This window comes from Streptomyces sp. NPDC127190 (genome assembly GCF_042672505.1).
In the GTDB taxonomy this organism is placed as follows: Bacteria; Actinomycetota; Actinomycetes; order Streptomycetales; family Streptomycetaceae; genus Streptomyces.
Genome location: NZ_JBHXVE010000044.1, coordinates 1 through 26407 on the forward strand (window position 1 = coordinate 1; position 26407 = coordinate 26407).

Annotated in this window: 26 protein-coding genes; 9 read left to right on the forward strand and 17 right to left on the reverse strand. The window is 73.1% G+C overall.

Annotation, left to right across the window (positions count from 1 at the left end; genetic code table 11):
- The first annotated feature begins 303 nt into the window (after nucleotides 1-303).
- Complete coding sequence (locus tag ACFVIU_RS37305) at nucleotides 304-1113, forward strand: SGNH/GDSL hydrolase family protein (RefSeq protein WP_385848116.1); 810 nt, start codon at nucleotides 304-306, stop codon at nucleotides 1111-1113.
- Nucleotides 1114-1129: 16 nt separating this feature from the next.
- Here the strand turns inward: ACFVIU_RS37305 and ACFVIU_RS37310 are convergent, their stop codons facing one another.
- The 4 genes from ACFVIU_RS37310 to ACFVIU_RS37325 all read right to left on the reverse strand — a co-directional run bounded on the left by ACFVIU_RS37310 (nucleotide 1130) and on the right by ACFVIU_RS37325 (nucleotide 6059).
- Nucleotides 1130-2350, reverse strand: coding sequence for a glycosyltransferase (locus tag ACFVIU_RS37310; protein ID WP_385848118.1), 1221 nt, complete (start codon nucleotides 2348-2350; stop codon nucleotides 1130-1132).
- A gap of 110 nt (nucleotides 2351-2460) precedes the next feature.
- Nucleotides 2461-2703, reverse strand: coding sequence for a hypothetical protein (locus ACFVIU_RS37315; RefSeq protein WP_385848119.1), 243 nt, complete (start codon nucleotides 2701-2703; stop codon nucleotides 2461-2463).
- 19 nt (nucleotides 2704-2722) lie between these two features.
- The gene (locus ACFVIU_RS37320; protein ID WP_385848121.1) at nucleotides 2723-5170 is read right to left on the reverse strand and encodes an ATP-binding protein; all 2448 of its coding nucleotides are present in this window, start codon (nucleotides 5168-5170) and stop codon (nucleotides 2723-2725) included.
- A 151-nt stretch (nucleotides 5171-5321) separates the two neighbouring features.
- Nucleotides 5322-6059 carry a Crp/Fnr family transcriptional regulator gene (locus ACFVIU_RS37325; RefSeq protein WP_385848122.1) on the reverse strand — a complete coding sequence of 246 codons (738 nt, stop codon included), beginning with the start codon at nucleotides 6057-6059 and terminating at the stop codon, nucleotides 5322-5324.
- Nucleotides 6060-6164: 105 nt separating this feature from the next.
- Here ACFVIU_RS37325 and ACFVIU_RS37330 point away from each other — a divergent pair, with 105 nt between their 5' ends.
- Nucleotides 6165-6899 carry a hypothetical protein gene (locus tag ACFVIU_RS37330; RefSeq protein WP_385848123.1) on the forward strand — a complete coding sequence of 245 codons (735 nt, stop codon included), beginning with the start codon at nucleotides 6165-6167 and terminating at the stop codon, nucleotides 6897-6899.
- 10 nt (nucleotides 6900-6909) lie between these two features.
- Nucleotides 6910-7332: a hypothetical protein gene (locus tag ACFVIU_RS37335; protein ID WP_385848124.1), complete on the forward strand. Its 423-nt coding sequence runs from the start codon at nucleotides 6910-6912 to the stop codon at nucleotides 7330-7332.
- Here the strand turns inward: ACFVIU_RS37335 and ACFVIU_RS37340 are convergent.
- The 5 genes from ACFVIU_RS37340 to ACFVIU_RS37360 all read right to left on the reverse strand — a co-directional run bounded on the left by ACFVIU_RS37340 (nucleotide 7329) and on the right by ACFVIU_RS37360 (nucleotide 12413).
- Nucleotides 7329-8477 carry a serine hydrolase domain-containing protein gene (locus ACFVIU_RS37340; protein WP_385848125.1) on the reverse strand — a complete coding sequence of 383 codons (1149 nt, stop codon included), beginning with the start codon at nucleotides 8475-8477 and terminating at the stop codon, nucleotides 7329-7331. The genes ACFVIU_RS37335 and ACFVIU_RS37340 overlap by 4 nt on opposite strands.
- 93 nt (nucleotides 8478-8570) lie before the next feature.
- Nucleotides 8571-10334 (reverse strand): TIGR03767 family metallophosphoesterase, encoded by a 1764-nt coding sequence (locus ACFVIU_RS37345; RefSeq protein WP_385848126.1) that lies wholly within the window; start codon nucleotides 10332-10334, stop codon nucleotides 8571-8573.
- A 226-nt stretch (nucleotides 10335-10560) separates the two neighbouring features.
- Nucleotides 10561-11025, reverse strand: coding sequence for an NUDIX hydrolase (locus ACFVIU_RS37350; RefSeq protein ID WP_385848127.1), 465 nt, complete (start codon nucleotides 11023-11025; stop codon nucleotides 10561-10563).
- Between the two features lie 9 nt (nucleotides 11026-11034).
- On the reverse strand, nucleotides 11035-11964 hold the full coding sequence (locus ACFVIU_RS37355) for a pyridoxamine 5'-phosphate oxidase family protein (RefSeq protein ID WP_385848128.1): 930 nt from the start codon (nucleotides 11962-11964) through the stop codon (nucleotides 11035-11037).
- Between the two features lie 2 nt (nucleotides 11965-11966).
- Nucleotides 11967-12413: a VOC family protein gene (locus ACFVIU_RS37360; RefSeq protein WP_385848129.1), complete on the reverse strand. Its 447-nt coding sequence runs from the start codon at nucleotides 12411-12413 to the stop codon at nucleotides 11967-11969.
- 135 nt (nucleotides 12414-12548) lie between these two features.
- On the opposite strand from ACFVIU_RS37360, the gene ACFVIU_RS37365 reads away from it, so the two are divergent.
- Complete coding sequence (locus ACFVIU_RS37365; RefSeq protein WP_385848130.1) at nucleotides 12549-13094, forward strand: CGNR zinc finger domain-containing protein; 546 nt, start codon at nucleotides 12549-12551, stop codon at nucleotides 13092-13094.
- A gap of 325 nt (nucleotides 13095-13419) precedes the next feature.
- The gene (locus ACFVIU_RS37370; protein ID WP_385848131.1) at nucleotides 13420-14439 is read left to right on the forward strand and encodes an aspartate-semialdehyde dehydrogenase; all 1020 of its coding nucleotides are present in this window, start codon (nucleotides 13420-13422) and stop codon (nucleotides 14437-14439) included.
- A 78-nt stretch (nucleotides 14440-14517) separates the two neighbouring features.
- Here the strand turns inward: ACFVIU_RS37370 and argG are convergent, their stop codons facing one another.
- On the reverse strand, nucleotides 14518-15972 hold the full coding sequence (gene argG, locus ACFVIU_RS37375) for an argininosuccinate synthase (RefSeq protein WP_385848132.1): 1455 nt from the start codon (nucleotides 15970-15972) through the stop codon (nucleotides 14518-14520).
- A gap of 69 nt (nucleotides 15973-16041) precedes the next feature.
- Nucleotides 16042-16524, reverse strand: a complete 483-nt coding sequence (locus tag ACFVIU_RS37380; protein WP_385848133.1) for a DUF1203 domain-containing protein — start codon at nucleotides 16522-16524, stop codon at nucleotides 16042-16044.
- Nucleotides 16525-16636: 112 nt separating this feature from the next.
- On the opposite strand from ACFVIU_RS37380, the gene pepN reads away from it, so the two are divergent.
- A complete protein-coding gene (gene pepN / locus ACFVIU_RS37385; RefSeq protein WP_385848134.1) occupies nucleotides 16637-19201 on the forward strand; it encodes an aminopeptidase N in 2565 nt (854 codons plus the stop codon).
- A 56-nt stretch (nucleotides 19202-19257) separates the two neighbouring features.
- Here pepN and ACFVIU_RS37390 read toward each other — a convergent pair whose 3' ends face one another.
- Nucleotides 19258-19764 carry a DinB family protein gene (locus ACFVIU_RS37390; RefSeq protein ID WP_385848135.1) on the reverse strand — a complete coding sequence of 169 codons (507 nt, stop codon included), beginning with the start codon at nucleotides 19762-19764 and terminating at the stop codon, nucleotides 19258-19260.
- A gap of 148 nt (nucleotides 19765-19912) precedes the next feature.
- Entirely contained in the window at nucleotides 19913-20332 is a 420-nt protein-coding gene (locus ACFVIU_RS37395) for an ATP-binding protein (RefSeq protein ID WP_385848136.1), read from the reverse strand.
- Between the two features lie 148 nt (nucleotides 20333-20480).
- Between ACFVIU_RS37395 and ACFVIU_RS37400 the strand changes: the two genes are divergently transcribed.
- Entirely contained in the window at nucleotides 20481-21023 is a 543-nt protein-coding gene (locus ACFVIU_RS37400; protein WP_385848137.1) for a GntR family transcriptional regulator, read from the forward strand.
- A complete protein-coding gene (locus ACFVIU_RS37405; protein WP_385848138.1) occupies nucleotides 21020-21799 on the forward strand; it encodes a GntR family transcriptional regulator in 780 nt (259 codons plus the stop codon). The genes ACFVIU_RS37400 and ACFVIU_RS37405 overlap by 4 nt, the downstream gene beginning before the upstream one ends.
- On the opposite strand, the gene ACFVIU_RS37410 is transcribed toward ACFVIU_RS37405, so the two are convergent.
- The 3 genes from ACFVIU_RS37410 to ACFVIU_RS37420 all read right to left on the reverse strand — a co-directional run bounded on the left by ACFVIU_RS37410 (nucleotide 21786) and on the right by ACFVIU_RS37420 (nucleotide 25185).
- Nucleotides 21786-22697 carry a LysR family transcriptional regulator gene (locus ACFVIU_RS37410; protein ID WP_385848139.1) on the reverse strand — a complete coding sequence of 304 codons (912 nt, stop codon included), beginning with the start codon at nucleotides 22695-22697 and terminating at the stop codon, nucleotides 21786-21788. The two genes, ACFVIU_RS37405 and ACFVIU_RS37410, sit on opposite strands and share 14 nt — an antisense overlap.
- A gap of 17 nt (nucleotides 22698-22714) precedes the next feature.
- Nucleotides 22715-23629: a DMT family transporter gene (locus ACFVIU_RS37415; protein ID WP_385848140.1), complete on the reverse strand. Its 915-nt coding sequence runs from the start codon at nucleotides 23627-23629 to the stop codon at nucleotides 22715-22717.
- 89 nt (nucleotides 23630-23718) lie between these two features.
- Nucleotides 23719-25185, reverse strand: coding sequence for an FAD-dependent monooxygenase (locus ACFVIU_RS37420; RefSeq protein WP_385848141.1), 1467 nt, complete (start codon nucleotides 25183-25185; stop codon nucleotides 23719-23721).
- Between the two features lie 130 nt (nucleotides 25186-25315).
- On the opposite strand from ACFVIU_RS37420, the gene ACFVIU_RS37425 reads away from it, so the two are divergent.
- Nucleotides 25316-25906 (forward strand): TetR family transcriptional regulator, encoded by a 591-nt coding sequence (locus ACFVIU_RS37425; RefSeq protein ID WP_385848142.1) that lies wholly within the window; start codon nucleotides 25316-25318, stop codon nucleotides 25904-25906.
- A gap of 188 nt (nucleotides 25907-26094) precedes the next feature.
- Here ACFVIU_RS37425 and ACFVIU_RS37430 read toward each other — a convergent pair whose 3' ends face one another.
- A complete protein-coding gene (locus tag ACFVIU_RS37430) occupies nucleotides 26095-26376 on the reverse strand; it encodes a hypothetical protein (RefSeq protein WP_385848143.1) in 282 nt (93 codons plus the stop codon).
- Between the last annotated feature and the right edge of the window lie 31 nt (nucleotides 26377-26407).

Genomic DNA, 26407 nt, shown 5'->3' on the forward strand with positions numbered 1-26407 from the left:
GTGACGACGCGGCCGCGCACCTGGTGGGGCGCGGGGGGGCCACCGGGCTGCACCGGTGGCCCCTCCTCGTACGCCCGCCGCGCCCCCGGGAGCCCCGGCGGCGGGCAACCGCGGCTCCGCCGGGCGGGTGACGGCCGCCCGGGTGAAGTCCGGGCGGCGGCCACCGCCCCGCGCCGCCCCGCCGCACACCGCCGGGGGCGCACCGCTCCGGGCGCGGCACGGCCGCCGCGGTCCGGCAAGCCGGGAGCGCTGAACGGAGGAGCGGGGCGGGCGGCCGCCCCCGGGCCGCGATACACCCGACTCATGCGACAGTCCCGGACAGTGGCGTGCGCCTCCTCCCTCCTGCTCGCCACCGCCTACGTTCTCGCCGGCCCCGCGACCGCCCGTGCGGCGGCTCCCCCGGCGATCACCGGCTATGTGGCCCTCGGCGACTCCTACTCCTCCGGTGTCGGCGCCGGCGACTACCTGGCCGAGGGCGCCGGCTGCAAGCGCAGCAGCCGGGCCTACCCGGCCCTGTGGGCGCAGACCCACCGGACGGCGTCGTTCGCCTTCCTCGCCTGCAACGGCGCCCGGACCAAGGACGTCCTGAGCGGCCAGATCGGCGCGCTCGGCCCGCGCACCCGGCTGGTCACCCTCACCGTCGGCGGCAGTGACGCCGGGTTCGCCGCCGCGATGGCGGCCTGCGCGCTGGGCGGCACCACCCCCTGCATGTTCGCGCTGGCCGGCGCCCGCAGCACGGTCGACGGGCCGCTCGCTGCCGACCTCGACCGGCTCTACTCGGCGATCCGGTACCGGGCCCCCGCCGCCCGGGTCGTGGTGCTCGGCTATCCGCACCTGTACCGGCTGCACGGCACCTGCCGGATCGGTCTGCCGGACAGCGTGCGCGCCGCGGTCAACGACGCCGTCGACCACCTCGACGAGATGATCGCCAAGCGCGCCGCCGACCACGGCTTCGCCTTCGCCGACGTCCGGGCCGCCTTCGCCGGGCACGAGATCTGCTCCCCGCACCCCTGGCTGCGCAGCGTCGACCTGATGGCCCTGACCGAGTCGTACCACCCGACGGCACCGGGCCAGTCGCTCGGCTACCTCCCGGTCCTGAACCGGAACTACTGAGACTGCCGGGCCGGAACTACTGGACCGGGAGCACCGAGCCGGAGCCGCCGACGTGCGCGGCGTACACCCCGTCGAGCAGGGCCGCGTACGCCGCGATCATCCTCGTACGGCTGAACCGCTCCCGGCTCCGCTCCAGCGCCGCGCCGAGTTCCGCCCGGCCCGCGACCGCCGCCTCCCAGGCGAGCGCGATCGCGCCCGGGTCGGGCGGGGTGACGAGGCCGTGCCCGGTGACGATCGAGGCGCTGTCGCCGACGGCCGTGGTCACCGGAACCGCGCCGCACATCATGCCCTCGATCAGGCACAGCGGGGCCGCCTCGCCCGAGACCGAGGTCAGGGCGACGACGTCGGAACCGGCGTAGACGGCCTCCATGTCGTGCCGTACGCCGAGCAGGTGCACCCGGCCGGCCAGGCCGAGGTCCCCGGCGAAGGCGGCCTCGACGTCGGCCCGCAGCTGCGGGTTGGCGTCCGTCATCCCGGCCCCGCACATCACCACGTGCCCGCCGCCCTCCCGGGCCAGCCAGGTCCGGGCGGCGGCGAGGAACAGCGGGACGTTCTTCATCGCGGCGTACCGGGCCGCGAACACGACCACCGGGGCGGCCGGGGCGATCCCCAGGGAGGTCCGGAAAGCGAGCCGGGCCGCCGGGTCCGGGCGGAACCGGAGCAGGTCGACGCCGTTCGGGATGACGTGCAGCAGCTCGGCCGGGATGCCCGCGGCCTCGTACGCCGCCCGGGTCGACTCGGCGCAGCAGACACCCGCCACCACGGTGCCGTCGGCGATGGCGGCCTTCAGCTCGTCCAGGGCGGGGCCCTGGTTCTGCGGGTCGGAGCGGTGCAGGCACACCACGACCGGGCGGCGCGGCAGCCCGGCCTGGTTGAGGAGGGCCAGCGGCTGCTCCTTGAGGGAGAGGATCACGTCCGCACCGGCCGTCACCCGTGCCGTTTCGGCCAGCTCCGGCCCGCTGAAAGCATGCGCCGCCAGGTCGCCGTCCACCAGGCCCGCGCTGCGGCCCAGCGAGGTCACGCCGATCCCGTCGGCGGTCAGCGCCCGGTAGCAGTGGTCGTCCTCCATGCGCTGCCGGGTGGCCTCGCGGTGGACCTCTCCATGGATGCTGAGCACCCGGTGGGACTGGCCGCCCTCGGCCAGTCCCCGTACGACATCGGTGTGGACGATCCTGGCTCCTCCGGAGAAGAAACCCTCGTAGACCGACAGCACCCGCAGTCCGTGCCTCGTCCGCACACGACCACCCGCCTTGCACACAAATCGAGCCATCCCCGTGAAAAGCGGGTTAGCCGATATGAGGCGGTACGGATATTTCGTACGGATGAACGGCGCATCTCATATCGAAGTCAGCTGGATGACTCCGGGGCGCGGCCGTGGTCTCTGCGGTCGTGGTCGTGGTGGAGGTGAAGTTCCCCGTTCATGACCGAGAAGACCGTGCCGTGGTCCTTCGCCGTGTTGTTCTGGGTCGGCGCGCCGGCTCCTTCGGCGGCCTCGGACGGGGTGTCCTGGCGCATCTCGACCTTGTTGTCGTTCCCTGCGACGACCGGGCCGTGGGCATCGCCGCCGATCCGGACGGTGTTGCGGGCCATGGGGCCTCCTCGTGGTCGCTCACTGCTCGCGGGTCAGGAAGAGCGTTCCGCAGCTGAAGCACTGCACGCCCTCCTGGTAGCTGGATGTCATCGTGGTGGTGGCCTTGGCGCTGTCCTCACCCATGAGGGTGATCGTCGTGGTGGCCTCGCCGAGGAGCGATCCGCAGGAGCCGCCGGAAGTGTCGTAGATGGGCCGCTGGGCGGAGTAGGTCCCGCCGCTGCCGGTGAACGTGGTGGTGGACTGGGTGCCGCAGGCGTCCTGCCCACTGGACGTGTACGACCCGCTGCCCGCCTCCTTGAACTCGTACGTGGCGCCGTCGCTGCCCCGCCAGAACCCGGCCAGGCCGGTCGGGGTCTGTTCGGAGCCGCCGTCGTGCGAGGCCCGCGCCTGGTGGATCGCGGTTCCGGCGATGACCACGGCGACGATCACCGCGATCACCTTCATCAGCGCGGCGAGCCCGGCGGCGGAGGCCCCGGCCCCGGCGGACACCCCGGCCGCGCCCGCCGCGGCGGAGGCCCCCGCTCCCGCCGCACCGGTCCCGGCCGCACCGGTCGCCGCCGAGGCGCTCGCGTGGGCCGCCGCGGCGGAGTGCGCCGCGGCACCGCCGGCCTTGGCGGCTCCTGCCTTGGCGGCCCCCGCCTTCGCCGCGGCCGCCTTGCCCGCGCCCGCCTGGTGCAGCCCGGTCTGCTGGGCCGCCGCATGGTGCGCGCCGGCCTGGTGGGCGCCGGCCTGGTGCGTCCCCGCTCCCGGGCCCGCGGACGGGCCGGAAGGTGCCGAGGGAGCCGAGGGAGCCGACGGCCCGGCCCCCGGCGCCGCCGCGCCATGGGCACCGGCCCCGTGTGCGCCCGCCGCGTGGGCGGAGGCGGGGTCGGGGCCCGGACCCGAGGAGCCCAGGGCCTGCGCGCCGCCGTCCGTGTGCGGCACCGGGCCCGGTGTCCCGCCGGCGTGTGCCGGCACGTACTGCTGGGCGCCCGCCGCGGCGTGGGCGCCGTGCAGGTCGCCGAGCTGGCGCCAGAGGACGGCGGCTTCCGCCAGCAGCACCGCCGCCATGACCCGCCGGCCGGTCAGCAGGGAACGGATGCCCTGCTCGTGCGTGAAGTACGCGACCGCCTGCTGGTCGCCGGCCTGCCGGGCGGCGGGCAGTCCGCGGTCGAGCAGGCGACCCCAGACGCCGAAGCGCAGCGAGCGGGCCAGTGCGGGGGAGGCGGCGCGTACGATCCGCACCGCGAGGTCCGCCCGGCCGGCCTCCTCGGCCAGCTCGGCCACCACCTCCAGGGCCCGGGCGTGCTGTTCGACCTGGGCGGCGGTGGTGGACGGGCGCGCGATCCAGGTGGCGAAGTGCTCGCAGAGCAGCTCGAAGGAGAACGGCTCGGGGTGGCGCTCGCGCAGCGCCGGTACGACGTCCGGTACGGCGCGGTAGCCGCGTTCCGTCTGCTCGGCGAGGCCCAGGGCGACCAGCCGGCCGCACAGCTCCGGGGTGTCGGTGATGTCGCCGAGAGCGCCGATGTGACCGGCGTCGAGCGTGGCGTCGTCGAGGGTCGCCAGCAGCCGCAGCACCCGCAGCGGCGGCGCGTCCAGCCGGCCGAGCAGCAGGGGCAGCAGGTCGCCCACCTCGCCGGGGCGGGGCAGGGCGGTCGTGCCGGACGGGTCGAGACGGGTCAGGGCCGCCGCGCGGAGCAGCAGCAGGGGCCGGCCGGACGCGGTCTCCCACAGGTCGGCGGCGGTGTGCTGTTCGGGTCCGGCCGTCACCGGCCGGCCCAGTTCGCGCGCGAGCAGGTCCAGCGCGGCGGGCCGGCCGAGGCCGTCCAGGCGCAGGGCGGTGCCGTCGCCGAGCAGCGTCCGGTCCCGGCCGGCGACGACGAAGGTCGCGTCCGGGGCCGCGTCCATCAGGGTGCGCAGGCCCTCCGCGGAGAACTCGGCGTTGTCGACGTAGACCGTGATGCGCAGGCCGGTCATGAGGCGGCGCAGCTCGGGGCTGGAGGGGGCGTAGCCGCGGGCCTCGTAACAGGCCTCGAACATGTCCTGGGCGAGGTCCTCGGGTTCCCGCCGGGCGGCGTCGAGGAACAGCACGCCGTCCCGTTCCGGGGTGAGGGTGCGCGCGGCGTGGCGCAGCAGGGTGCTCTTGCCGACGCCGGGCGCGCCCCACAGCTGGACCGGGCCGCCGTCGCGGACGGCGGCGGCGAGCCGGGTCAGTTCGCTGTCCCGGCCGAGCGGTACCGCCTGCCGCCGGGGCAGCAGGGCCACCCGGTCGCGGCGCACCGGCCGGGGCCGCTCGCCCTCCATGAGCAGGGTGACCGTGGAGCCGTGCTGGGCGTCGATGACGACGTTGTGGTCGCCCGCGACCACCGGGCCGCCGGCGTCGCCCGCGATGTCGATCCGGCGCTCGGACCGCGGTCCGCCCCGCGCCCCGTCCTCCGCGTCCGCTCCGGTCGCCCTCCGGGCATCGTCCGCATCCCTGTTCGCCATGGGAACCCCCGATACGCGCTGATCGCACCGGACCGCGCCGGTGCCGTGGCGCCACGCTAGCCACGCCGCCGTCCCCGACTCTCGTCAAAGTACGGTTTTCGGCAACCCAAGGGGCGACCAACACGACTTCTGCACAAGCGAGTTGCGGACTTCAGGGTTCCGGGTAGGCGATGGCGTGCAGCCGGGCGAGGTCGTCGACGCGGACGGTGCGGTAGCCGGTGGAGACGGCGCCGGCCCGGCGCAGCCGGCGCAGCGCCTTGTGCACGCTGGGCTCCGCCGCGCCGGCCAGGGTGGCGAGTTCGGGCTGGGTGATCGGCCAGTGGATCACCGCTCCGGCGCCGGCCCGCTCGCCGTAGGTCATCGCCAGGTGGTGCAGCACCCGGGCCAGCCGGGTGCCGACGTCGCAGCCGGTGAAGTTGATGCGGTGGGCGTTGGCGGAGCGCAGCTTGGCCACGACGGAGCGGTTGACGGCGTCCGCGATCCGCGGTTCGCGGCGCAGGCAGTCGAGGAAGGCGGCCCGGGTCGCCATGCGGGCGACGACGGGCCCGCAGGTGGTGACCGTGGCCGAGCGGGGATCGCCGTCCAGCGCGGCGAGTTCGCCGACCAGGTCGCCGCCCATCCGTACGGCGAGGAGCGCGTCCCGGCCGTCCTGGGTGCGTCCGGTGGCCTTGACCACCCCGTCGAGCAGGATCAGCACGAAGTCGGTGTGGTCCGCCTCCCGTATGAGGATGCGGTCCGGGTCGTACCGGGCCCGTACGCCGAGGGTCAGGAGCCGCGCGCGGGCGTCTTCGCCGAGGCTGCCGAGCAGGCTCGGCGCAGGCCAGTCCCACTTCTCGCGCGGGCGGCGCACGGCCGGCCCGCGCGGCACGGAACGCGTGCCGTCCACCATGCCCCCCAGTATCCCCGTGCAACCCCGTATTACGACGAGTTGTGCGCGGCCCGGGGCGGGCAGACTGGGTTGTACCCCAGCCGTCGCCGAGCCGAAGTAGGGTGCATGGAAACCGAGTTGGAGTACCGGGCCGTACTGGCCGTGGATGTCGAGCGGTCCGCGGGGCGCGGGGACCGGGCGCTGCTGGAGATCCGGGCGCTGCTGTCGGAGATGCTCCGGGAGGCGTTCACCGCGAGCGGCATCGACTGGGACGCGTGCCTGCGGCACGACCTCGGTGACGGCCTGCGGGTGACGACGCCGGCGGGCACCCGCAAGGCGTCCCTGGTGCATCCGCTCGTCCCCGAACTGGTGGTCCGGCTGCGCACCCACAACCGCGGGGCGTCACCGCTGACCCGGATCCGGGTCCGGATCGCCCTGCACGCGGGTGACGTCCACGTCGGCCCGGCCGGGGAGGTCGCCGGGGGCGCGCTGGAGGTCCTGGCCCGGCTGCTGGACGCGCCGCCCGCGCGGGCGGCGCTGGCCGGGGCGCCGGACACGGTGCCCGCGTCGCTGCTGCTGTCCCGGCACTTCTACGACGAGACGGTGCGGCACGGCCATCTCGGCCTCTATCCCGAGGACTTCCGCAGGGTGACCTGCGCGGTGAAGGAGCACACCTCCGACGCCTGGCTGCACCTGCCGGGCGGGCCGCTGCCGCCGGAGCAGGCGGAGCAGGCGGAACGGGCGGAGCCGGTCCGGCAGGCCCCGGCCGGCGGGAAGATGGTCAACAAGGCGTCGGGGCACGGCGCCGTCTACGCCACCCAGTACGGCGACCAGCACATCCGGATCAGCAAGAGGCCGTGAGGAGGCCGTGGTGAGCGACGAACTGACCGTGCTGGCCGAGGCGGGGGCCGCCGCCGTGGTCGCGGCGATGGCCACCGATCTGTGGCAGGAGACGAGGAGCGCGGTCGTCGCGCTGTTCCGTCCGGCGGACCGGCGCCGCCGGGCCGCGCTGGAGGCGCAGCTCGACGGCAACGCGGACCTCGTCCGGGCGGCCGCGGACCCCGAGGGGGTACGGCGGACGCTGCTCGCCTACTGGGCCCTGGAGCTGGCCGCGCGCCTGCGCGACGACCCGGCGGCCCGGGCCGCGCTGGCCCGGCTCACGGCGGCCGCCGCCGACGGCGGGCCCGGGGGCGGGACGCGCGGCGGGGCCCTGCGGCAGACGAACACGGCCCGGGATTCCGCGACGGTGTACGCCGTACAACAGGGCACCCAGCACACGCATCCCGCCACTTAGCCGCCGCAGTACTCGGCCTCCAGGACCGTGTCCGGGTCCCCGGCCCAGTCGCCGTTGAGGTTCAGCGCGAGGGAGTGACGGCCGTCGGCCGTCGTCGCCGCCCGGGAGACGGAGCCGTGGATGCCGCCGCTGTGGCCCCAGACGTGGACGCCGCAGCTCAGCTCCTCGTCCATGAGGCCGAGGCCGTAGCCGGTGTTCCGGGCGCCGGTCGGGACGGTGGTCTTCATCTCCTTCAGCTGGGCGGCCGGGAGCAGCCTGCCGCCCAGCAGGGCGCCGTAGAAGCGGTCCAGGTCGGCGGAGCTGGAGATCATCTCGCCCGCGGCGGAGGCCAGGGAGGGGTTGAGGAGGGTGACGTCGTAGGCCGGTCCCGTCGGGTCGGTGAACCTGGAGTAGGCGCGGCTGCTCGGGTGCGGGACGGTCACCCGGGTGCCGGGCAGCGAGGTGGCCGTCAGGTGCAGGGGCCGGATGAGGCGCCGGGTGATCTCCTCGGCGTAGGAGTGCCCGCTCACCCTCTCGATGACCATGCCGGCGAGGACGTAGTTGGTGTTGGAGTAGTGCCAGGACGCGCCGGGGGCGGAGTCCGGCGCGTGCCGCAGGGCGACGGCCACCAGCCGGGCCGGGGTGTAGGTGTCGTAGCTGTGCCGGCGGAAGCCGTCCGCGGTGAACACGTGGCGGTCGAAGTCCTGGTCGGCCGTGTAGTCGTGGATGCCGCTGGTGTGGTTCAGGAGGCGGCGCAGGGTGATCCTGCCGCCGTCGTTGCCGTGGCCGTGCACGACTCCGGGCAGCCAGTGCTCCACGGTGTCGTCCAGGGAGAGCCGGCCCTCCGCCTCCAGCTGGAGCAGGACGGTGGCGACGAAGGTCTTGGTGATGCTGCCGACGCGGTACCGGTCGGCCGCCGAGCGCGGCGCGCCGGTGTCCAGGTCGCCCACGCCGGCGGTGGCGGACCAGGTGCCGTGGGTGTCCTGCGCGGTGGCGGTGACGCCGGGCACGCCGGCCGCCACCGCCGCCTCGACGGCCCGCCGGGTGCCGGTGTGGCGGCCGTCGGTGTCCGCCCTGCCGGTCCCGGAGGCCACCGCGGGGCCCGCCAGGGCGGCCGTGGTCATGAGGACGGCGGTGGCGGCCACCACAGTCGTGCGTACGCGCATGTCTTCCCCCAGCCTGTGAACCGTGTGGTGTCAGGGGAGGAAAACGAGTCCGGTGCGCGAAGGTTGCCGGCCGTTGGTCCGGTCGGCCGGGATTCAGCCCTTCTTCAGCACCAGTTCGGTGTTCCGGTCGGCCGCGGTGCCCGCGAGGCTGGTGCTGCCCCCGCGGGCGTTGTAGGCGAGTTCCCGGTAGAGGGCGGCGAGGCCGGTCTGGGAGAGGTCGGCGAAGTCGGTGCGGTGCGGGGCGGCCGACTCGATGAGGGTGGTGAACACGGAGATCGTGCCGTCCTTGTTGTCGGTCAGCTCGATGACCCGCGCGAGGTGCGGGAAGTCGATGTGGGAGGCGGTGGAGATCTCCCAGAAGGCGTGCCCGCCGGAGCTGCGGTGCGGGGTGACGACGTTCTTGTGGACGTGGCCGTTGATCCAGGCCAGCACGTTGCGGTGGGCGGAGAGCAGGGACACCACCTCGGCGCCGCCGTGCCGCTTCTCGCGGGGGCGGGCCGGGTCGGGGCGGGTGTTCTCCATCGAGGTGCTGGTGTGGTGGCTGAAGACGACGGCGTACGCGTCCTTGTTCTCCTTCAGCGTCCGGTCGAGCCAGTTCAGCTGGGCGGTGCCCAGGGAGCCCTCGTAGTGGCCGCCGGGGTCGGTGGTGTCGAGGCTGATGCCGATGACGTCCTCGGAGATCCGGAAGGCGTAGTACTGGGTGCCCGCGGCGAGGTTGGCCGAGGAGTAGCCGTGGCCGACCGGGCCGTGGCCCCGGTAGGCGGGGTCGAGATGGGCCTTCAGATAGTCGGCGGGGGTGTACGGCGCCCGCCGCTCGTCCGGGGTGACCGAGCGCATGGAGCGGGCGTGGGCCTTGAGGAAGTCGCGGTAGAGGCCGCCCTTGGAGTCGGTGCCGTTGTTGATGGCGGCTTCCAGCTTCTTCGCGTCGGCGGCGGGCACCTCCATCAGCTTCCTGCCGCCGACGGCCGCCTCGGCGAGATAGGGGTCGCCGTGGGAGCCGTAGGCGCCGAGCGGCAGGGCGTCGTGGTTGCCGACGGTGGAGTACCAGGGCAGGTTGAGACCGGGGCTGCGCACCTCCCGGATCGCGGCGTCCAGGAAGCCGCGCAGTTGCGGGAAGCCGAGCGCCTTGTCGTGGTCGCGGACGGCGGAGCCGGGCTGCCAGAACAGCTTCAGGCCGCTGTTCTGGACCCCTTCGTAGTGCCGGGGGTCGCCGGTGTTCGGGGTGATGCGGCCGCCGCTCATCACCTTCATGAACCACTCCAGTTCGGAGTGGGCGTTGTTGTCGGTGTTGTCGCCGGTGGTCATGACGAAGTGCAGCGGGGCGCCGGTGACGGGGGCGCCGCGCAGCGCGTTGACCCGTTCGACGAGCGCGATGGCGCCGGGCACGGTCAGCGCCTCCTGCGGGCGCCAGGCGTGCCGGTCGTAGGAGCGCAGGAACTCCCAGCGCAGCGGGTGCTGGACGTCCATCAGGTGCAGGTCGGTGAACTGCACGAACGCGGCGAGGGCGGTACGGCGCTCGGCGCGTCCGGCTTTGGCGGCGGCCAGTTCGCTGCGCACCACCCGCCGCCAGCCGGGGCCGTCGCCGAGGCGCCGGTAGCCGGAGCCGCTGCCGGCCGCGGCGGTCGCGGTGAGGGTGGTGCCCTTGGAGTAGGGGGCGAGGGGGGTCGCCGGGGCGGCCTGCCGGGAGTGGGCGACGGGGGCCTCCGCGTCGGTGCCGGCGGTGGTGGCGGCCTGGCTGTCGGTGGGGCGGAGGGCGTAGCCGACGCCCGCGGAGAGCGAGACGGCTCCGGCGGCGGCGAGGACGGTACGGCGGTGGACCCCCACGGCGGAGGTGGTGTCGGTACGTGTGCGCGACATGGCGCGGTCTCCCCGAGTGCGAACGCGTCGGCAGTGGCCGCGGGACGTCGCGGACGCGAACGCCCCGCTCACTGTGGATCGTTGGCAGCGGGGATGACCTGTGCGTGAACGCGGCCGCAACGCGCAGCGCCGAACTCCGTACGTGGATCACGGGGTTGGCGGCCTGGTCACGGAGTGGACGGGGAGCGGATCGCGGCCGGCCGGGGGACGGTCATTCGTCGTTCATCTACCGGGGTAGGGGGTGGTTCTCCAGCCGTCCGTGCGGCGGGCGTTCGCGCCACAGCCGGAGGGCGGTGTCGACCACGGGGACACGGTTCAGCCCGGGTACGGCGGCCAGGTCCTGCCAGGCGGCGAAGTCCGTGGAGCCGCCGATCTCGTAGCGGAGTTCGCCGCCGGTCACCGCCACCTCGTAGACGAGCCGCAGGGCGTGGTGGTCGGTCCGGTCCAGGGCGGTCCTGCCCAGGGTGGTCCGGAAGGAGTCCACGCCGAGCAGCCCGGTCACCTCGACGCGGTAACCGGTCTCCTCGGCGACCTCGCGGCGGACGGTGTCGTAGGGGTCCTCGCCGTGCTCCATGCCGCCGCCCGGCAGCACCCACTCGGGGACGCCGCCGGGCCCCGGTGAGCGGGCGAGCAGGAGCTGTCCGTCGCGGACGCACACGGCGTAGGCCGCCACCCTCAAGTTCCGTCGCATAGCGGGACGTTAGCGCGTGATGTCCGGATTCGCCGGTGAGTATTCGGGGGGCGTCCAGCGCAGCGGCAGGGCGGCGGGGGTGAGCCGGGCCTCGGCGAGGGTGAAGCGGACCGTGCGCCCGCCGTCGGCGGAGAACTCGGTGCGGGCCCGGCCGGTGAGCTGGAGGGTGGTGCCGGTCTCCCAGTCGAGGAGGAGCAGCCCCGCCCGCGGGTCGGTGTGCAGATTGCCGAGGGTGAGGAACATGGCGTTGCCCGGGTAGTCCGGCCAGGTCAGCTCGGTGGGCGAGGTGACCTGGACGAAGCCGGGGTTGCCGCCGCGGTGGCTGGCGTCGGCGCCGGCGCTGTGCACGGTGGCGAGGAAGAAGGTGTCGGCGGCCCGGACGAGGTCCGCCTCCGCGGCGCCGAGCCGGGTCAGCCGGCGGGACGGCCCGGGGGTGCGGCCGGGGACCGTCTCGTATCCCTCGCGGCGCTGGATGTACTTCGGGCAGTTGGAGAAGACCTGGTCCGCCTCCACCGTGAAACCGCGCGGGGTCGGCCGCAGCCGGCCGTTGAGCCGCATACGGCGGCGGGTACGGGGGTCGAGGGCGATGGTGCCGACCGGGGTGCCGGGCGTTCCGAGGGCCGTCGCGAGGGGGTCCTCGAGCCGGGCGGGTGGGTGCTCGGACGTGCCGGAGGCGTGTGCGGACGGGCCGGGGGTGTGCACGGACATCCGGCGGGGGCCGGTCGCCCGGACGAAGCCGGGGGTGCCGGTGAGCGCCGACGCCCACACCCGGCCCGTCTCCGGGGCCGCGGCGGCCACGACCAGCAGCGGCTGGAGTTCCAGGAAGGCCGCCGCGACGGGCTTGATGTCCTGGCCGAGGGAGCGGCCCACGTGGTCGGCGCGGTCGCGGACGCCAAGCCGGTCCTGGAGGGTCCGCGAACCCGCGTGATAGCCGGCCATCTCTAGAAGAAGCCGCAGGTCGGTGCGGACGCGTGCGGGGCGGGGGCACCCTCGGCGCCGAGCGGGGCGGCGATCTCCAGCCGGATGCCGTCGGGGTCGTGGAAGAAGATGCCGCCCGAGGTGCCGCCCTCGCGGTGGGCCACCACGCCCTCGTGGGCGAACTCCACGCCGTGGGCGCGCAGCGCCGTCTCGTACTGCCGGACCCTGTCGACCGAGTCCGTCGAGAAGGCGAGGTGGTGCAGTCCGGCGCGGCCGCGGTCGTACGACCCCTCGGCCTGCTGCCAGAGGGTGACGAGGGGCTGTCCGCCGGGCTCGCCCAGCATCGCGTACCGCCGGTCCTCGTCCTTGCCCTCGGCGAGGAGGGTGAAGCCGAGGAGGTCCCGGTAGAAGGCGAGCGAGCGGTCGAGGTCGGTGACGTTCAGGCCGGTGTGCGCGGGGCGCAGGGTCATGGTTCTTCCCTTCGGAAGGGGCGGAGGGCGTCACAGACGACGGTATCTAACCGTCGTAAGCAACGTTAGACAGTTAGAGGCGCGCGCGTCAACCGGTCACGTACTCTTGAGTGGTTAGAGGAGAGGGAGTGACCGATGACCGCCGCCGCCCGTGACCCCCGCCCGCTCACCGGTGAGCCGCTCGCGCTGGACCTGCTCAACACCCGCTGGAACCGGGAGGGCGCCGTCCAGGACCTGCTCGTCGGCACCGACGGGCTCGCGGTCTGGCTGGCGAGCAACGGACTGGCCGGGGCGCACCCCGCGAGCCCGGAGGCGCTGGAGCATCTGCGGCAGGCGCGCGACGCGATCCGCGCCGCGGTGGACGGCTCACCGGCCGAGGCGGCGCCGCTGGTGGACGCGGTCCTGGCGCACGGGCGGATCCGCGCCCGGCTGACCGCCACCGGCCCCGCCGAGGAGCCCGAGTTCGCCGACCCCTCCTGGGCCCCCGCCTGGCTCGCCGCCCGGAACTACCTGGACCTCCTGGCCCGCGGCCCGGAGCGGATCCGCAGCTGCGCCGGGGGCAGCTGCATCCTGCACTTCTACGACACCTCCCGGAACGGCACCCGGCGCTGGTGCTCGATGGCCGCGTGCGGCAACCGGGCGAAGGCCTCCCGGCACTACGCGCGCTCGAAGGAGAGCTGACCCGGGACGGGCGGAAGCGCAGCGCACACAGGGAGGCCGTACGAGGAGGCGTACGCGGGAGGCGCGCGCGGGAGGCGTACGTCACACCGCCGTGTGCGGGTGGGCGGCACGGGCAGGGGCGGGACAGCACAGCTTGCGGCCCGGTCCCCCGGCGGAGGGAATTTCTCCAGCTCAGCGGGGCCGTCGGCGAAGGTGCGGAACCGTCCGCGGAGCCCACGTGTCCCACCCTTCGGGCACGCTGTGCAAAGAATTGGACAGGTGGACCGGGGTCGGCCGCATGATGGAAAAGCCCCGGTCATGCAAGAGATACACAGAGGGAGTCGCCGTGAGGGTCGGAATCGTCGGAGCCACCGGTCAGGTCGGCACGGTCATGCGCAGGATCCTCGTGGAGCGCGACTTCCCGGTGACGGAGCTGCGGCTGTTCGCCTCGGCCCGCTCGGCCGGCTCCGTGCTGGACGGCGTGACGGTGGAGGACGCGGCGACCGCCGACTACACCGGCCTCGACATCGTGATCTTCTCGGCGGGCGGCGCGACCTCGAAGGCGCTGGCGGAGAAGGTGGCCTCGCAGGGCGCGGTCGTCATCGACAACTCCTCGGCCTGGCGGCGCGACCCCGAGGTGCCGCTGGTGGTCTCCGAGGTGAACCCGCACGCGATCGCCGACCGCCCCAAGGGCATCATCGCCAACCCGAACTGCACCACGATGGCCGCGATGCCGGCGCTCAGGCCGCTGCACGAGGAGGCGGGCCTCGAGGCGCTGGTCGTCGCCACCTACCAGGCGGTGTCCGGCTCGGGCCTCGCGGGCGTGGCCGAGCTGCACGGCCAGGTGCAGAAGGTGGTCGCGGACGCCGACAAGCTGACCCACGACGGCGCGGCGGTCGACTTCCCCGAGCCGCAGGTCTACAAGCGCACCATCGCCTTCAACGTGCTGCCGTTCGCGGGCAACCTCGTCGACGACGGTCTGAACGAGACCGACGAGGAGCAGAAGCTGCGCCACGAGTCCCGCAAGATCCTGGAGATCCCCGAGCTGAAGGTCTCCGGCACCTGTGTGCGTGTCCCGGTGTTCTCCGGCCACTCCCTCCAGGTCAACGCCCGGTTCGCCCGCCCGATCTCGCCGGAGCGCGCCACCGAGCTGCTGGCGAAGGCGCCGGGTGTGGCCCTCTCCGACATCCCGACCCCGCTCCAGGCGGCCGGCCAGGACCCGTCGTACGTCGGCCGGATCCGCCGCGACGAGACGGTCGAGAACGGCCTCGCGCTGTTCATCTCCAACGACAACCTCCGCAAGGGTGCCGCGCTGAACGCGGTGCAGATCGCGGAGCTGGTGGCGGCGGAGCTGTCCGAGAAGTAACCCTGCCTGTACGGAGACGCGCTACGGCCCCGGCGGTTGTTCACCGCCGGGGCCGTGCCGTTGTCGCTCGCGGGCGGGTCAGTCCGTGCCGGACTCCATCGCCGCGCGGTCCAGCAGCGCGTCCTCCTCCGAGACCGCGCCGCGGGAGGCGATGGCCTCGGCGCCGCCCTCCGGCAGCTCCGGCATGGTGCCGATCAGCCCGGTCGCGGCCGCCTGGGAGGCGCCGATGGTGGGGCTGCCGGTGCCGATCAGGCCGAGGCCGACGTACTGCTCCAGCTTGGCGCGCGAGTCGGCGATGTCCAGGTTGCGCATGGTCAGCTGGCCGATCCGGTCCACCGGGCCGAACGCGGAGTCCTCGGTGCGCTCCATGGACAGCTTGTCGGGGTGGTAGCTGAACGCCGGGCCCGTGGTGTCGAGGACCGAGTAGTCCTCGCCGCGCCGCAGCCGCAGGGTGACCTCGCCGGTGACCGCCGAGCCGACCCAGCGCTGGAGCGACTCGCGGATCATCAGCGCCTGCGGGTCCAGCCAGCGGCCCTCGTACATCAGGCGGCCCAGGCGCCGGCCCTCGTTGTGGTACTGGGCGAGGGTGTCCTCGTTGTGGATGGCGTTGACGAGGCGCTCGTAGGCGGCGTGCAGCAGGGCCATGCCGGGCGCCTCGTAGATGCCGCGGCTCTTGGCCTCGATGATGCGGTTCTCGATCTGGTCGGACATGCCCAGGCCGTGCCGGCCGCCGATGGCGTTGGCCTCCATCACCAGGTCGACGGCGGAGGCGAACTCCTTGCCGTTGACGGTCACCGGCCGGCCCTGGTCGAAGCCGATGGTCACGTCCTCGGTGGCGATCTCGACCGACGGGTCCCAGAACCGGACGCCCATGATCGGCTCGACGGTCTCCACGCCGGTGTCCAGGTGCTCCAGCGTCTTGGCCTCGTGGGTGGCGCCCCAGATGTTGGCGTCGGTGGAGTACGCCTTCTCGGTGCTGGCCCGGTAGGGCAGGTTGTGTGCCAGCAGCCACTCCGACATCTCCTTGCGGCCGCCCAGCTCGGTCACGAAGTCCGCGTCCAGCCAGGGCTTGTAGATCCGCAGGTTGGGGTTGGCGAGCAGGCCGTAGCGGTAGAACCGCTCGATGTCGTTGCCCTTGTAGGTGGAGCCGTCACCCCAGATCTGGACGTCGTCCTCCAGCATCGCCCGGACCAGCAGGGTGCCGGTGACCGCGCGGCCGAGCGGGGTGGTGTTGAAGTAGGCGCGCCCGCCGGAGCGGATGTGGAACGCGCCGCAGGTCAGCGCGGCCAGGCCCTCCTCCACCAGCGCCGCCCGGCAGTCGACCAGGCGCGCGATCTCGGCACCGTAGGTGTGCGCACGGCCGGGCACCGAGGCGATGTCGGGTTCGTCGTACTGGCCGATGTCGGCGGTGTAGGTGCACGGGACGGCGCCCTTGTCGCGCATCCAGGCGACGGCGACCGAGGTGTCGAGGCCGCCGGAGAAAGCGATGCCGACGCGCTCGCCGACCGGAAGGGAAGTGAGGACCTTGGACATGGAAAGAGTATGCAGCACAACGCATGGTCATGCATAGTCGCCCCGGTCACAGCCCTCCGGTCGGCCGGTCTACGCCCGCCGCACCTCATAGAGGAAGCACCCGTACTCCACCGCCCGTACGTGCACCAGCGCCACCTCCGGATCGGCGAACGCCTCGGTGAGGGCCTGGTGGAAGTCGGCCGGGGGCTCGACCAGACGGCCGCCGAGGATGCGGCCGGCGAAGGAGTAGCGGCGCAGGGTGCGGTGGGCGTCGGTGAAGGGGAGGGACAGCGGGCCCCCGGCCGGGCCCGGGCAGCCCTCCGCGTGGACGAAGACCGGACCCTGCTCGTCGTAGGCGCCGGGGTCGGCCCCCGTCCCGGCCGCCCAGCGGCGCAGCGGGGCATAGCTGACCAGGGCGATCCGGTCGCCCGGTGCGCTGCGGCGCAGACAGCAGCGGAGCGGGTCGCCGCCCTCCGTCTCGGTGAAGGGGGCGGCGGGACGCCCGGCGTCGTCGGCGGCGAGCAGCTCACCGACGACCGGGGCGGGGATGGGGCGGGGCGCGTAGCTCGTCATGGGACCACCGTGCCGCGCGGGCGCCGCGCCCACCGGCGGGAAGCGGACATCGCGTTCCCAATGGGTCCATGGAAGGATGGCGCAACCCACATATTCACGAGGAGATGACCGCGTGCCTGGCACAAACCTGACTCGCGAAGAGGCGCAAGCGCGGGCCGAGCTGCTCACCGTTGACTCGTACGAGATCGATCTCGACCTCTCCGGCGCGCAGGAGGGCGGCACCTACCGGTCCGTTACCACGGTGCGCTTCGACGTCGCCCGGGGCGGCGCCGAGTCCTTCATCGACCTGGTGGCGCCGACCGTCCACGAGGTCGTCCTCAACGGCGACCAGCTGGATGCCGCCGAGGTCTTCAAGGACTCCCGCATCGCCCTGCCCGGGCTGCTGGAGGGCCGTAACGTCCTGCGGGTCGTCGCCGACTGCGCCTACACCAACACCGGCGAGGGCCTCCACCGGTTCGTCGACCCCGTCGACGAGCAGGCCTACCTCTACACGCAGTTCGAGGTCCCCGACGCCCGTCGGGTCTTCGCGTCCTTCGAGCAGCCGGACCTGAAGGCCACCTTCGCCTTCACCGTCAAGGCGCCCGAGGGCTGGACCGTCATCTCGAACTCCCCGACGCCGGAGCCCAAGGACAACGTCTGGGCGTTCGAGCCGACCCCGCGCATCTCGTCGTACATCACGGCGCTGATCGTCGGGCCGTACCACTCCGTGCACAGCGTGTACGAGAAGGACGGGCAGTCCGTGCCGCTCGGCATCTACTGCCGGCCGTCCCTCGCCGAGTTCCTCGACTCGGACGCGATCTTCGAGGTGACCCGGCAGGGCTTCGACTGGTTCCAGGAGAAGTTCGACTACCGGTACCCGTTCAAGAAGTACGACCAGCTCTTCGTGCCCGAGTTCAACGCGGGCGCGATGGAGAACGCGGGCGCCGTCACCATCCGCGACCAGTACGTCTTCCGGTCCAAGGTGACCGACGCCGCGTACGAGGTGCGGGCCGAGACCATCCTGCACGAGCTGGCCCACATGTGGTTCGGCGACCTGGTCACCATGGAGTGGTGGAACGACCTGTGGCTGAACGAGTCGTTCGCCACCTTCACCTCCATCGCCTGCCAGGCCGCCGCGCCCGGCTCGCGCTGGCCGCACTCCTGGACCACGTTCGCCAACTCGATGAAGACGTGGGCGTACCGGCAGGACCAGCTGCCGTCCACGCACCCGATCATGGCGGACATCCGCGACCTGGACGACGTGCTCGTCAACTTCGACGGCATCACGTACGCCAAGGGAGCCTCCGTCCTCAAGCAGCTCGTCGCGTACGTCGGCGAGGACGAGTTCTTCAAGGGCGTCCAGGCGTACTTCAAGGCGCACGCGTTCGGCAACACGCGCCTGTCCGACCTGCTGGGCGCGCTGGAGGAGACCTCCGGGCGCGACCTGAAGACCTGGTCGAAGAAGTGGCTGGAGACGGCCGGCATCAACATCCTCCGCCCGGAGATCGCCACGGACGCCGACGGGGTCGTCACCTCCTTCGCCGTCCGCCAGGAGGCCCCGGCGCTGCCCGCCGGCGCCAAGGGCGAGCCGGTGCTGCGCCCGCACCGCATCGCGATCGGCCTGTACGACCTCGACGCCGACGGCAAGCTGGTGCGCACCGAGCGGATCGAGCTGGACGTCGACGGCGAGCTGACGGCCGTACCGCAGCTGACCGGCAAGCGCCGCCCGGCGGTCGTCCTGCTCAACGACGACGACCTCTCCTACGCCAAGGTCCGCCTGGACGAGCAGTCCCTCGCGGTGGTCACCGAGCACCTCGGCGACTTCACCGAGTCCCTGCCCCGCGCCCTGTGCTGGGCGTCGGCCTGGGACATGACCCGGGACGCGGAGCTGCCCACCCGCGACTACCTCTCCCTCGTCCTGTCCGGCATCGGCAAGGAGTCGGACATCGGCGTGGTGCAGTCGCTGCACCGCCAGGTGAAGCTCGCCATCGACCTGTACGCCGACCCGGCCGCCCGCGAGTCCCTGCTGACCCGCTGGACCGATGCCACGCTGGCCCACCTGCGCGCGGCCGAGCCGGGCGGGGACCACCAGCTGGCCTGGGCCCGCGCCTTCGCGGCGACGGCCCGCACGCCGGAGCAGCTGGACCTGCTGGAAGCCCTCCTTGAGGGCACCCAGACGATCGACGGCCTGGCCGTGGACACCGAGCTGCGCTGGGCGTTCGTGGAGCGCCTCGCGGCGGTCGGCCGCTTCGACGAGGCGGAGATCGCCGCCGAGTACGAGCGGGACAAGACGGCCGCCGGCGAGCGCCACGCGGCGACGGCGCGCGCCGCCCGCCCGACGCCGGAGGCCAAGGCGGAGGCCTGGGCGTCGGTGGTCGAGTCCGACAAGCTGCCGAACGCGGTGCAGGAGGCCGTGATCGGCGGCTTCGTCCAGACCGACCAGCGGGAGCTGCTGGCGCCGTACACGGACCGGTACTTCGCGGTGGTCAAGGACATCTGGGACGCCCGGTCGCACGAGATCGCCCAGCAGATCGCGATCGGCCTCTACCCGACGATCCAGGTCTCCGAGGAGATCCTCGCCAAGACGGACGCCTGGCTCGCCTCGGCCGAGCCCAACGCGGCCCTGCGCCGCCTGGTCTCGGAGTCCCGCTCGGGCGTCGAACGCGCCCTGAAGGCCCAGGCGGCGGACGCGCAGTAGTCCTCCTACGCCGCTGAGGGGCGCCCGGTGCGGACACCGGGCGCCCCTTGCCGTATCTAGTCGCCGGTCGTGCCGTCGAGCATCTCGCGCAGGATGTCCAGGTGACCGTTGTGGCGGGCCGTCTCCTCGATGAGGTGGAGGAGGATCCAGCGCAGGTCGACGTGGAGGCCGTCGCGGACGGCTCGCTGGGCCTGCTTGTCCAGGTCGTGCCCGGCGACCAGTTCGCGGTAGCGGGCGCTCTGTTCGGCGTATTCGTCGAGCAACTGCGGGAGCGGGAAGTCGACGGCGATACGCATCTCGCGGTCGGGGTCCTCCTCGGTCCACGGACCCCGGTCCTCCTCGCCGAGGAAGACCACGTGGAACCAGTAGTACTCGACCCAGCGGAGGTGGTTGATCAGTCCGCTCAGGGTCATCAGCGGTGAGCCCGGCAGGAGCGCCTTGCGTGCGTGGTCCGCGGAGACGCCGGCGCACTTGGCGCGGGCGGTGTCACGTGCGTAGTCGAGAAACGTGGCGAGCTGGGTGCGCTCGTCCCACGCGGGCGGCGTGTCGTCGATTCTGGTCATCGCGCGAAGCGTCCCCGATCACCGCGACCGATGTCGAGGAATTTATCGACGCCCCCGCCCTGCTCCACTCAGCTCCTTCAACGCCGGTGGCCCGCCCGTCATGATCCGCCGGCCAGGCCCTGGACGACCGGTCACTGCTTCTACCTGCTCAGGACGTTTCCCCGCCGGCCTCCGCTGTGGCGGTGTGGACGGTCTTGAAAACCGCCCACACGGTTTTCCCGGGGATGTGCCCGGTGACGCCGAAGTCGTCGGCGAGCGCCGTCACGAGGCGAAGTCCCCTGCCCCCGCAGTCCTCGGCGCGCCCCTGCCCCACGACCGGCCATCCGTCTCCGCTGTCGCGCACTTCGATACGGATCAGCGGGCCGTCACCGACGACGGTCAGACAGAACTCACGCCCCGCCGGCGCTCCATGCAACACGGCGTTCGTGGCTAATTCCGAGACACACAGCCGGACATCGTCCTGTCGGTCGAGGTAGCCCCACTCGGTGAGTGTGTCGAGGGCGAACCCTCTTGCCGCTTTCGCAGATCTGCGCGCACGAGGGAATCGCCGTTGCCGTGACAGAGGCATGGTGCATCACCACCTTGGTGCGGGTTGCACGATCGGCGCCCACCGTAGCACCTTTCGCGAAAAGCAGAGAGGTAGTCTCTGAACGGTGACTGAACAGCGTCACCTACCGTGTGGAGCAGCAAGGTTGGCGACCGAGCAGGAGGACACCATGGGTGACAGCGGGTGGGTCAGTACCTCGATGCCGTATGTGAGACCACGGCAGCAGGGTCAGTCCGACGCCTGGTCGGCCGAGGCCGCGGCGCGCGGTGGCAAGGGCGGGCAGCGCATCGTGCAGGCGGGTGAGGTGCCCGCTCCCGAGGAGGTCGCCGAGGCATTCGGCCTGGCCGCGGGAGAGACCGTCGTCGTTCGCCGCCGGGTCATCCACCTCGATGACGAACCGTGCGAGTTGACGGACACGTATTACCCCGCCGACATCGCCCGCGGCACGCCTCTCGCCGAGAAGGCGAAGATCCCCGGCGGAGCGGTGACGCTGCTCGCCGGACTCGGTCATGCGGGCAGGCGGGTACGGGAGGACGTGACCGCTCGTATGCCCGGCGCGGAGGAGCGGGATGTGCTGCGGCTCGCACCCGACCAGCCGGTTCTCGCGCTGAAGCGCGTGACGTTCGACGGCGACGAGCGGCCTGTGCAGGTGGACATGATGGTCATGCCCGCCCATCGACAGCAGCTGCGCTACGAGATGCGGATCGGATGACCGTGGCCGTCATCGACAGCGGCGCCGAGGACCGGCGGTCCCTGCACGAGCGGATCGCCGCCGACCTCCGGGACGAGATCATGAGCGGGGATCTGCCACCGGGCGCCGCGCTGCCCTCCACCGCTCAGCTCAAGGAGAGGTTCAGCGCCTCCAACGCCACCATCCAGAAGGCGCTTCAGCTCCTCAAGGACGAGCGGCTCGTGGTGGGCAGGGCGGGAGCCTCCGTCACCGTGCGCGAGCATCGGCAAAGGACGATGCGCCCTGCCGCCTACATGGCCCCGGCCGGCCCCGGCGAGCAGTACCGCTGGCTGACCGAGGCAGCCAAGCTGGGGACTCAAGCGCACAGCACCCTGCTGGACGTGGGTGAGGTCAGGCCGCCCGCGGACGTCTCGGCGGCCTTGGGCCTCGCGGACGGGGACACGGCGCTGCTACGGCACCAGGTCCTCTCGATCGATGGTGAGCCGGTCGAGCTGGTCGCGTCGTACTACCCCGTCGACATCGCCCGAGGTACCGCCCTCACGGAGAAGCGGAAGATCAAGGGAGGCACCCCGGCCCTGCTCGCCGACCTCGGCTTCCCGCCCCGGCTGAGTGTGGACCGGGTGTCCGCCAGGGTTCCCACGCAGGAGCAGTACCGGGCGTTGCGCCGGCCGAGTGATCTGCCCGTGCTTCGTACGCTGCGCGTGGTCCGCAGCGATGGTGGTCGGCCGGTCGAGGTCACCGTCATGGTCAAGGCCGGTCATCTGTACGAGTTGGAGTACGCGTTCACGCCCGGGTGAGCCGGTCCGACGCCGCCGTTCGGAGGGCGTTCAGGGTGTGGGTCAGGGTGGGGGTGGTCTCCGTGCCTTTGCGGAGGGCTGCCAGGACGTGGCGGAGCGGGCGGTCCGTGGTGAGTTCGCGCATTCGCACGCCGTCGCGGCTCACCGCCGCCATGCGGGGGATCAGGGCCACGCCCATGCCCGCCTCCACCATGGCGAGGATCGTCGTCCAGCCGGAGGCCGAGTGGGCCCGGTGCGGGGTGAAGCCGGCCGCCTCGCAGGCGCGGCGGGTGATGTCGGACCAGGGGCCGCTGCCGCCGAAGATCCAGGGGTCGCCGGCCAGGTCGGTCAGGCGCAGGTCCGTGGCGTCCGCGAGGGGGTGGTCCGGGGGCAGGGCGACGTCCAGGGGGTCGGTGAGGAGCGGGACGCGGGTGAAGCGGGGGTCGGCGGTGGGCGGCGCTTCGGCCGCGAGGGAGAGGGCGAGGTCGACCTCGCCGGCGGCCAGCAGGTCGTAGGCCTCGGCGGCCTCCGCCTCGCGGACCCGGACGGTCACCCGGGGGTGGGCCGCGCGCAGGGCCCGTACCGCCGGGACCACCAGGGCGGGTACGGCGGTGGAGAAGGCCCCGACCCGCACCTCGCCCGCCTCGCCCCGGGTGTACGCCGCCAACTCCGCGTCTGCGCGCTCCAGTTGCTCGAAGACCGCCTCCGTGTGCCGCAGCACCAGCCGGGCCGCGTCGGTGAGCCGGACCCGGCGGCCGTGGGCCTCCAGCAGGGTCACGCCGAGCTGGCCGGCCAGGTTGGTCAGCTGCTGGGAGACAGCGGACGGTGTCATGTGCAGCGCCTCCGCGGTCGCGGTGACGGTGCCGCGCTCACGCAGGGTGCGCAGGATGTGCAGTTTCCGGATGTCCCACTCGGCCATGCCGGGAAAGCTACCGGTCAGCGGCGGGCGCCGGCGCCCAGGACGACCCCGCCCAGGATGAGGGCCATGGACAGCAGCTGCGCTCCCCCGGTCGGCTCGCCGAGAACCGCCCAGGACAGCAGGGCCACGCACACCGGCTGGAGGTAGTAGACGACACCCGCGCGGACCGCGCCGATCAGGGCGATCGCCTTGCCCCAGGCGAAGAAGGCCACCGCCGAGGAGGCCACACCGACGTAGAGGAGCGGCACGACCGTGGCCGGGGTCGGGGTGAAGCCGCCCTGGACGGCGACGCTGGCGGCCTGCGCGGGCAGCAGCAGGACCGTGCCGACGGCGAAGGTGGTGAACAGGAAGCCGGTGCCGTCGAGTTCGGCGGGCCTGCGGCGCAGCAGCGCGCTGTACCCGGCGAAGCAGCAGGCCGCGACGATCATCCACAGGTCCCCGGGTGCGAAGTGCGCCCCGCCGCCGACCAGCAGCGCCACGCCCGCGCAGGCGAGGAGCAGCCCGGTGATCCGGCGCGCTCCGAGCCGTACCCCGCCCAGCCGCTCGAACACCGCCATCAGCACCGGTGAGGCCGCCATGATCAGGCCCATGGTGGTGGCCGGGGTGGTCAGTCCGGCCTGGTTCACGAGGGTGTTGTAGACGGCCACGCCGAGGAGGGAGGCGAGCAGGACGTACCGGACATGGCGCCGGAGGAGGTGCCGCTGCCGCCAGGCCCGCCGGGCGCCGAAGGGGGCGACGGCGAGCAGGGCGATCACCCAGCGCCAGAAGGCGTGCTGGACCGGTGGGACGCTGTCGTGCAGTCCCCGGGCGGTGACGAAGCTGCCGGACCAGACGACCGTGGCGAGTGCGGCGCAGGCGAGGCCGAGGAGGGGGCGGACGGTGGGGAGAGTGGCGGGGGTAGTGGCTGGAGTGGTGGTGGCTGTGGCGGCCACTGAGGTCCTTTCCGGTGGGTGGCGGGGTGTGCCTCTACCGTCCCAGCGCCGGATCCGTCAGGTCCATCGAAAGTTTTTGAGCGTTCTTTTCAGAATTGCTTAAAGGTTGCCTTCCCCAGGTGGTGGGTGAGGGCCGCCGTGAGCGCCTCGGGCGTGGGGGCGTCGGCGGCCCAGGCCGCGTAGCCGTCGGGGCGTACCAGTACGGCCGTACGGCGGTCGCTCGCCCAACTGGTCACCGTCAGGCGCTTCCCGTAGCCGGGGTCCGCCGCGTACGGCTCCGGGGCGATCAGCACGAACCGGCCGCCGCGCAGCGCCTCGTACAGGCGGCCGCCGCCCGCGAGGCGGACGTCCGGGATACGGGCGCCGGTGAGGCGGTGGGCGCCCCGGGGTGCGGGGTAGCGGTAGCCGATGCCGGTGATCTGGCCGGTGGCCTTGCGGCGCAGGGGGGCGGCCGTGCCCAGGAGCGTGGTGAGCGCGGCGCGCGCCGCCAGGGTCCACGGGCGCTTGGCCATGGCGAGCCGGATGATCCCGCCGCTGCTGCGCAGTACCGCCCTGCCGACCGGGTGCCGCTCGTCCTGGTAGCTGTCCAGCAGCTCCGCGTCCGCGTGTCCGCCGAGCACCGCGGCCAGCTTCCAGCTCAGGTTGGCCGCGTCCTGGAGCCCGGTGTTCATGCCCTGGCCGCCGGCCGGGGTGTGCACATGGGCGGCGTCCCCGGCGAGGAAGACCCGGCCGACCCGGTACGCCGGCGCCTGCCGCTCGTCGCTGTGGAAGCGGGACATCCAGCGGGCGTCGTGCATGCCGTAGTCCCTGCCGAGGGCCAGCCGGGTGATCTCCTTGATCTCGGCCAGGTCGAGCGGCTCGGTGTCAGGGACGTTCCGGCCCCGGTGCCAGCCGATCATCCGGTGGTACCCGTCGCCGAACGGCGCGAGGAAGGCGAAGGCGTCGCCCACGGCGTTGACGGTGAGCACGGTCGGCAGCGGCTCGGCGAGCCGGACGTCGGCGAGGACGACGGACCGGATCACCGACTTACCGGGGAAGGGCAGTCCGACGGCCTCGCGTACGGCGCTGCGCATGCCGTCGGTGCCGACGACGTACGCCGCCCGCAGGGTCTGCCTCTCCCCCTCGGGGCCGCGCGCCTCGACGGTCACGCAGTCCGCGTCCTGGGTCAGACCGGTCAGCTCGGTCTCGTACCGGAAGGCGGCGCCGGCCTCGACCGCGCGCCGCTCCAGCACCTTCTCGACCTCGTACTGCGGCAGGACGAGGAGGTGGTTGAAGCGGGAGGGGAGGTGGGAGAGGTCGATGGAGAGCCGGCCGAACAGACCGAGGCTGTCCAGGGGCTGTCCGGCCGATTCGACCGCGTCGGCGAGACCGCGGGCGTCGAGCTGCTCGAGCGTACGGGCATGCAGCACGAAGGCGCGGGAGAGGTTGCTGATCTTGTGGGGGCGCCTCTCGAGGACGGTGACGGGGATGCCGGCGGCGGCGAGGTCACCGGCGAGCAGCAGGCCGGTGGGGCCGGAGCCCACGACGATGACGTTCTCCGCGTCCGTGCCGGTCATGAGCAGCCTCCTGAGGGAGTACATCTGCGGGTCAACACCTGTGGGTCAACGCTTGTTGGCCACCGTAGAGCGGAAGCAGGGCAGCGGTCAACACTTGTTGGCCAACACCAGTTGGCCTACGCTCGTTGATATGACCACCGCCCCCTCCAGCCCCGCCCCCTCCAGCCCCGCCCGCCGCTCCGACGCCACCCGCGCCGCCATCCTCACCGCCGCCCGCGAGCGCTTCGCCGCCGACGGCTACGAGCGGGCCACCATCCGGGCCATCGCCAAGGACGCGCACATCGACCCGTCGATGGTGATGCGCTACTTCGGCACCAAGGAGGGACTGTTCGCGGCGGCCGTCGCGCTCGATCTGCGGCTGCCGGATCTGCGGCAGGTGCCGCGGGAGGAGGTCGGGCGGGCGCTCGTCGGCCACTTCCTGGACCTCTGGGAGGAGAACGAGGAGCTGCGGGCCGTCCTGCGGGTCGGTGTCACCAACCAGGCCGGGGCCGAGCGGATGCAGGGCATCTTCCGGGAGCAGCTGCTGCCGGTGGCCCGCCAGGTGTGCCCCGACCCGGAGCAGGCGCCGGCGCGGGCGGCGCTGTGCGCGTCGCAGGTGCTCGGGGTGGCGCTGACCCGCTATGTGCTGCGGCTGCCGCCGGCGACGGCGCTGTCCCGCGAGGAGCTGGTGGCGTGGCTGGGCCCGACCGTGCAGCGGTATCTCATCGCGCCGCACCCCTGAACCCGGCCCGTAAAAGCCCATAAAGCCCGCAAGCCCGCAAGCCCGCAAGCCCGCAAGCCCCTAAAGCTCGCAAAGCCCGTAAACGGAGGGGCAGCAAAAACGCCGGGGGCGCCGGTCTCACCCCGGGTACGGCATACGCGCGTACCGCGGGAGGACGGGCGCCCCCGGCGGGAGAACCGTGGCTCCGGTCAGGCCTTCGCGCCGGCGCCGGGCTTCACGTTGATGTTGGACGACGTGGTGTCGCTCTTCTTCCGGGACTTGTCGAGCACCATGACCAGGCCGGCGATGACCGCGAACAGCGCGATCGGCAGGAGCACGTACAGGCCCAGCGTCTGGGCGACGCTGAGGCCCGGGCCGGGGTCGTCGCCGTCGTCGCGGGTCAGCGCGAGGGCGGGGGACGACATGAGCAGCATCATCAGCGTCGTACCGGCGGCCAGGGCGCCGGCGCGCAGGGCGTTCTTCTTGTCCACGGAATCAAATTAGCGAACCGGTCTCGGGCCC

Excerpts from the sequence above, each read along its gene's own strand:
- ACFVIU_RS37360 (WP_385848129.1), bottom strand. The coding sequence starts at position 12,413 with ATGACCCTGCGCCCCGCGCACACCGGCCTGAACGTCACCGACCTCGAC.
- ACFVIU_RS37390 (WP_385848135.1), bottom strand. The coding sequence starts at position 19,764 with ATGACCAGAATCGACGACACGCCGCCCGCGTGGGACGAGCGCACCCAG.
- ACFVIU_RS37325 (WP_385848122.1), bottom strand. The coding sequence starts at position 6,059 with ATGGTGGACGGCACGCGTTCCGTGCCGCGCGGGCCGGCCGTGCGCCGC.
- ACFVIU_RS37420 (WP_385848141.1), bottom strand. The coding sequence starts at position 25,185 with ATGACCGGCACGGACGCGGAGAACGTCATCGTCGTGGGCTCCGGCCCC.
- ACFVIU_RS37345 (WP_385848126.1), bottom strand. The coding sequence starts at position 10,334 with ATGTCGCGCACACGTACCGACACCACCTCCGCCGTGGGGGTCCACCGC.
- ACFVIU_RS37395 (WP_385848136.1), bottom strand. The coding sequence starts at position 20,332 with ATGCCTCTGTCACGGCAACGGCGATTCCCTCGTGCGCGCAGATCTGCG.
- ACFVIU_RS37400 (WP_385848137.1), top strand. The coding sequence starts at position 20,481 with ATGGGTGACAGCGGGTGGGTCAGTACCTCGATGCCGTATGTGAGACCA.
- ACFVIU_RS37330 (WP_385848123.1), top strand. The coding sequence starts at position 6,165 with ATGGAAACCGAGTTGGAGTACCGGGCCGTACTGGCCGTGGATGTCGAG.
- argG (WP_385848132.1), bottom strand. The coding sequence starts at position 15,972 with ATGTCCAAGGTCCTCACTTCCCTTCCGGTCGGCGAGCGCGTCGGCATC.
- ACFVIU_RS37405 (WP_385848138.1), top strand. The coding sequence starts at position 21,020 with ATGACCGTGGCCGTCATCGACAGCGGCGCCGAGGACCGGCGGTCCCTG.
- ACFVIU_RS37340 (WP_385848125.1), bottom strand. The coding sequence starts at position 8,477 with ATGCGCGTACGCACGACTGTGGTGGCCGCCACCGCCGTCCTCATGACC.
- ACFVIU_RS37320 (WP_385848121.1), bottom strand. The coding sequence starts at position 5,170 with ATGGCGAACAGGGATGCGGACGATGCCCGGAGGGCGACCGGAGCGGAC.
- ACFVIU_RS37425 (WP_385848142.1), top strand. The coding sequence starts at position 25,316 with ATGACCACCGCCCCCTCCAGCCCCGCCCCCTCCAGCCCCGCCCGCCGC.
- ACFVIU_RS37410 (WP_385848139.1), bottom strand. The coding sequence starts at position 22,697 with ATGGCCGAGTGGGACATCCGGAAACTGCACATCCTGCGCACCCTGCGT.
- ACFVIU_RS37350 (WP_385848127.1), bottom strand. The coding sequence starts at position 11,025 with ATGCGACGGAACTTGAGGGTGGCGGCCTACGCCGTGTGCGTCCGCGAC.
- ACFVIU_RS37365 (WP_385848130.1), top strand. The coding sequence starts at position 12,549 with ATGACCGCCGCCGCCCGTGACCCCCGCCCGCTCACCGGTGAGCCGCTC.
- ACFVIU_RS37380 (WP_385848133.1), bottom strand. The coding sequence starts at position 16,524 with ATGACGAGCTACGCGCCCCGCCCCATCCCCGCCCCGGTCGTCGGTGAG.
- ACFVIU_RS37355 (WP_385848128.1), bottom strand. The coding sequence starts at position 11,964 with ATGGCCGGCTATCACGCGGGTTCGCGGACCCTCCAGGACCGGCTTGGC.
- ACFVIU_RS37305 (WP_385848116.1), top strand. The coding sequence starts at position 304 with ATGCGACAGTCCCGGACAGTGGCGTGCGCCTCCTCCCTCCTGCTCGCC.
- ACFVIU_RS37315 (WP_385848119.1), bottom strand. The coding sequence starts at position 2,703 with ATGGCCCGCAACACCGTCCGGATCGGCGGCGATGCCCACGGCCCGGTC.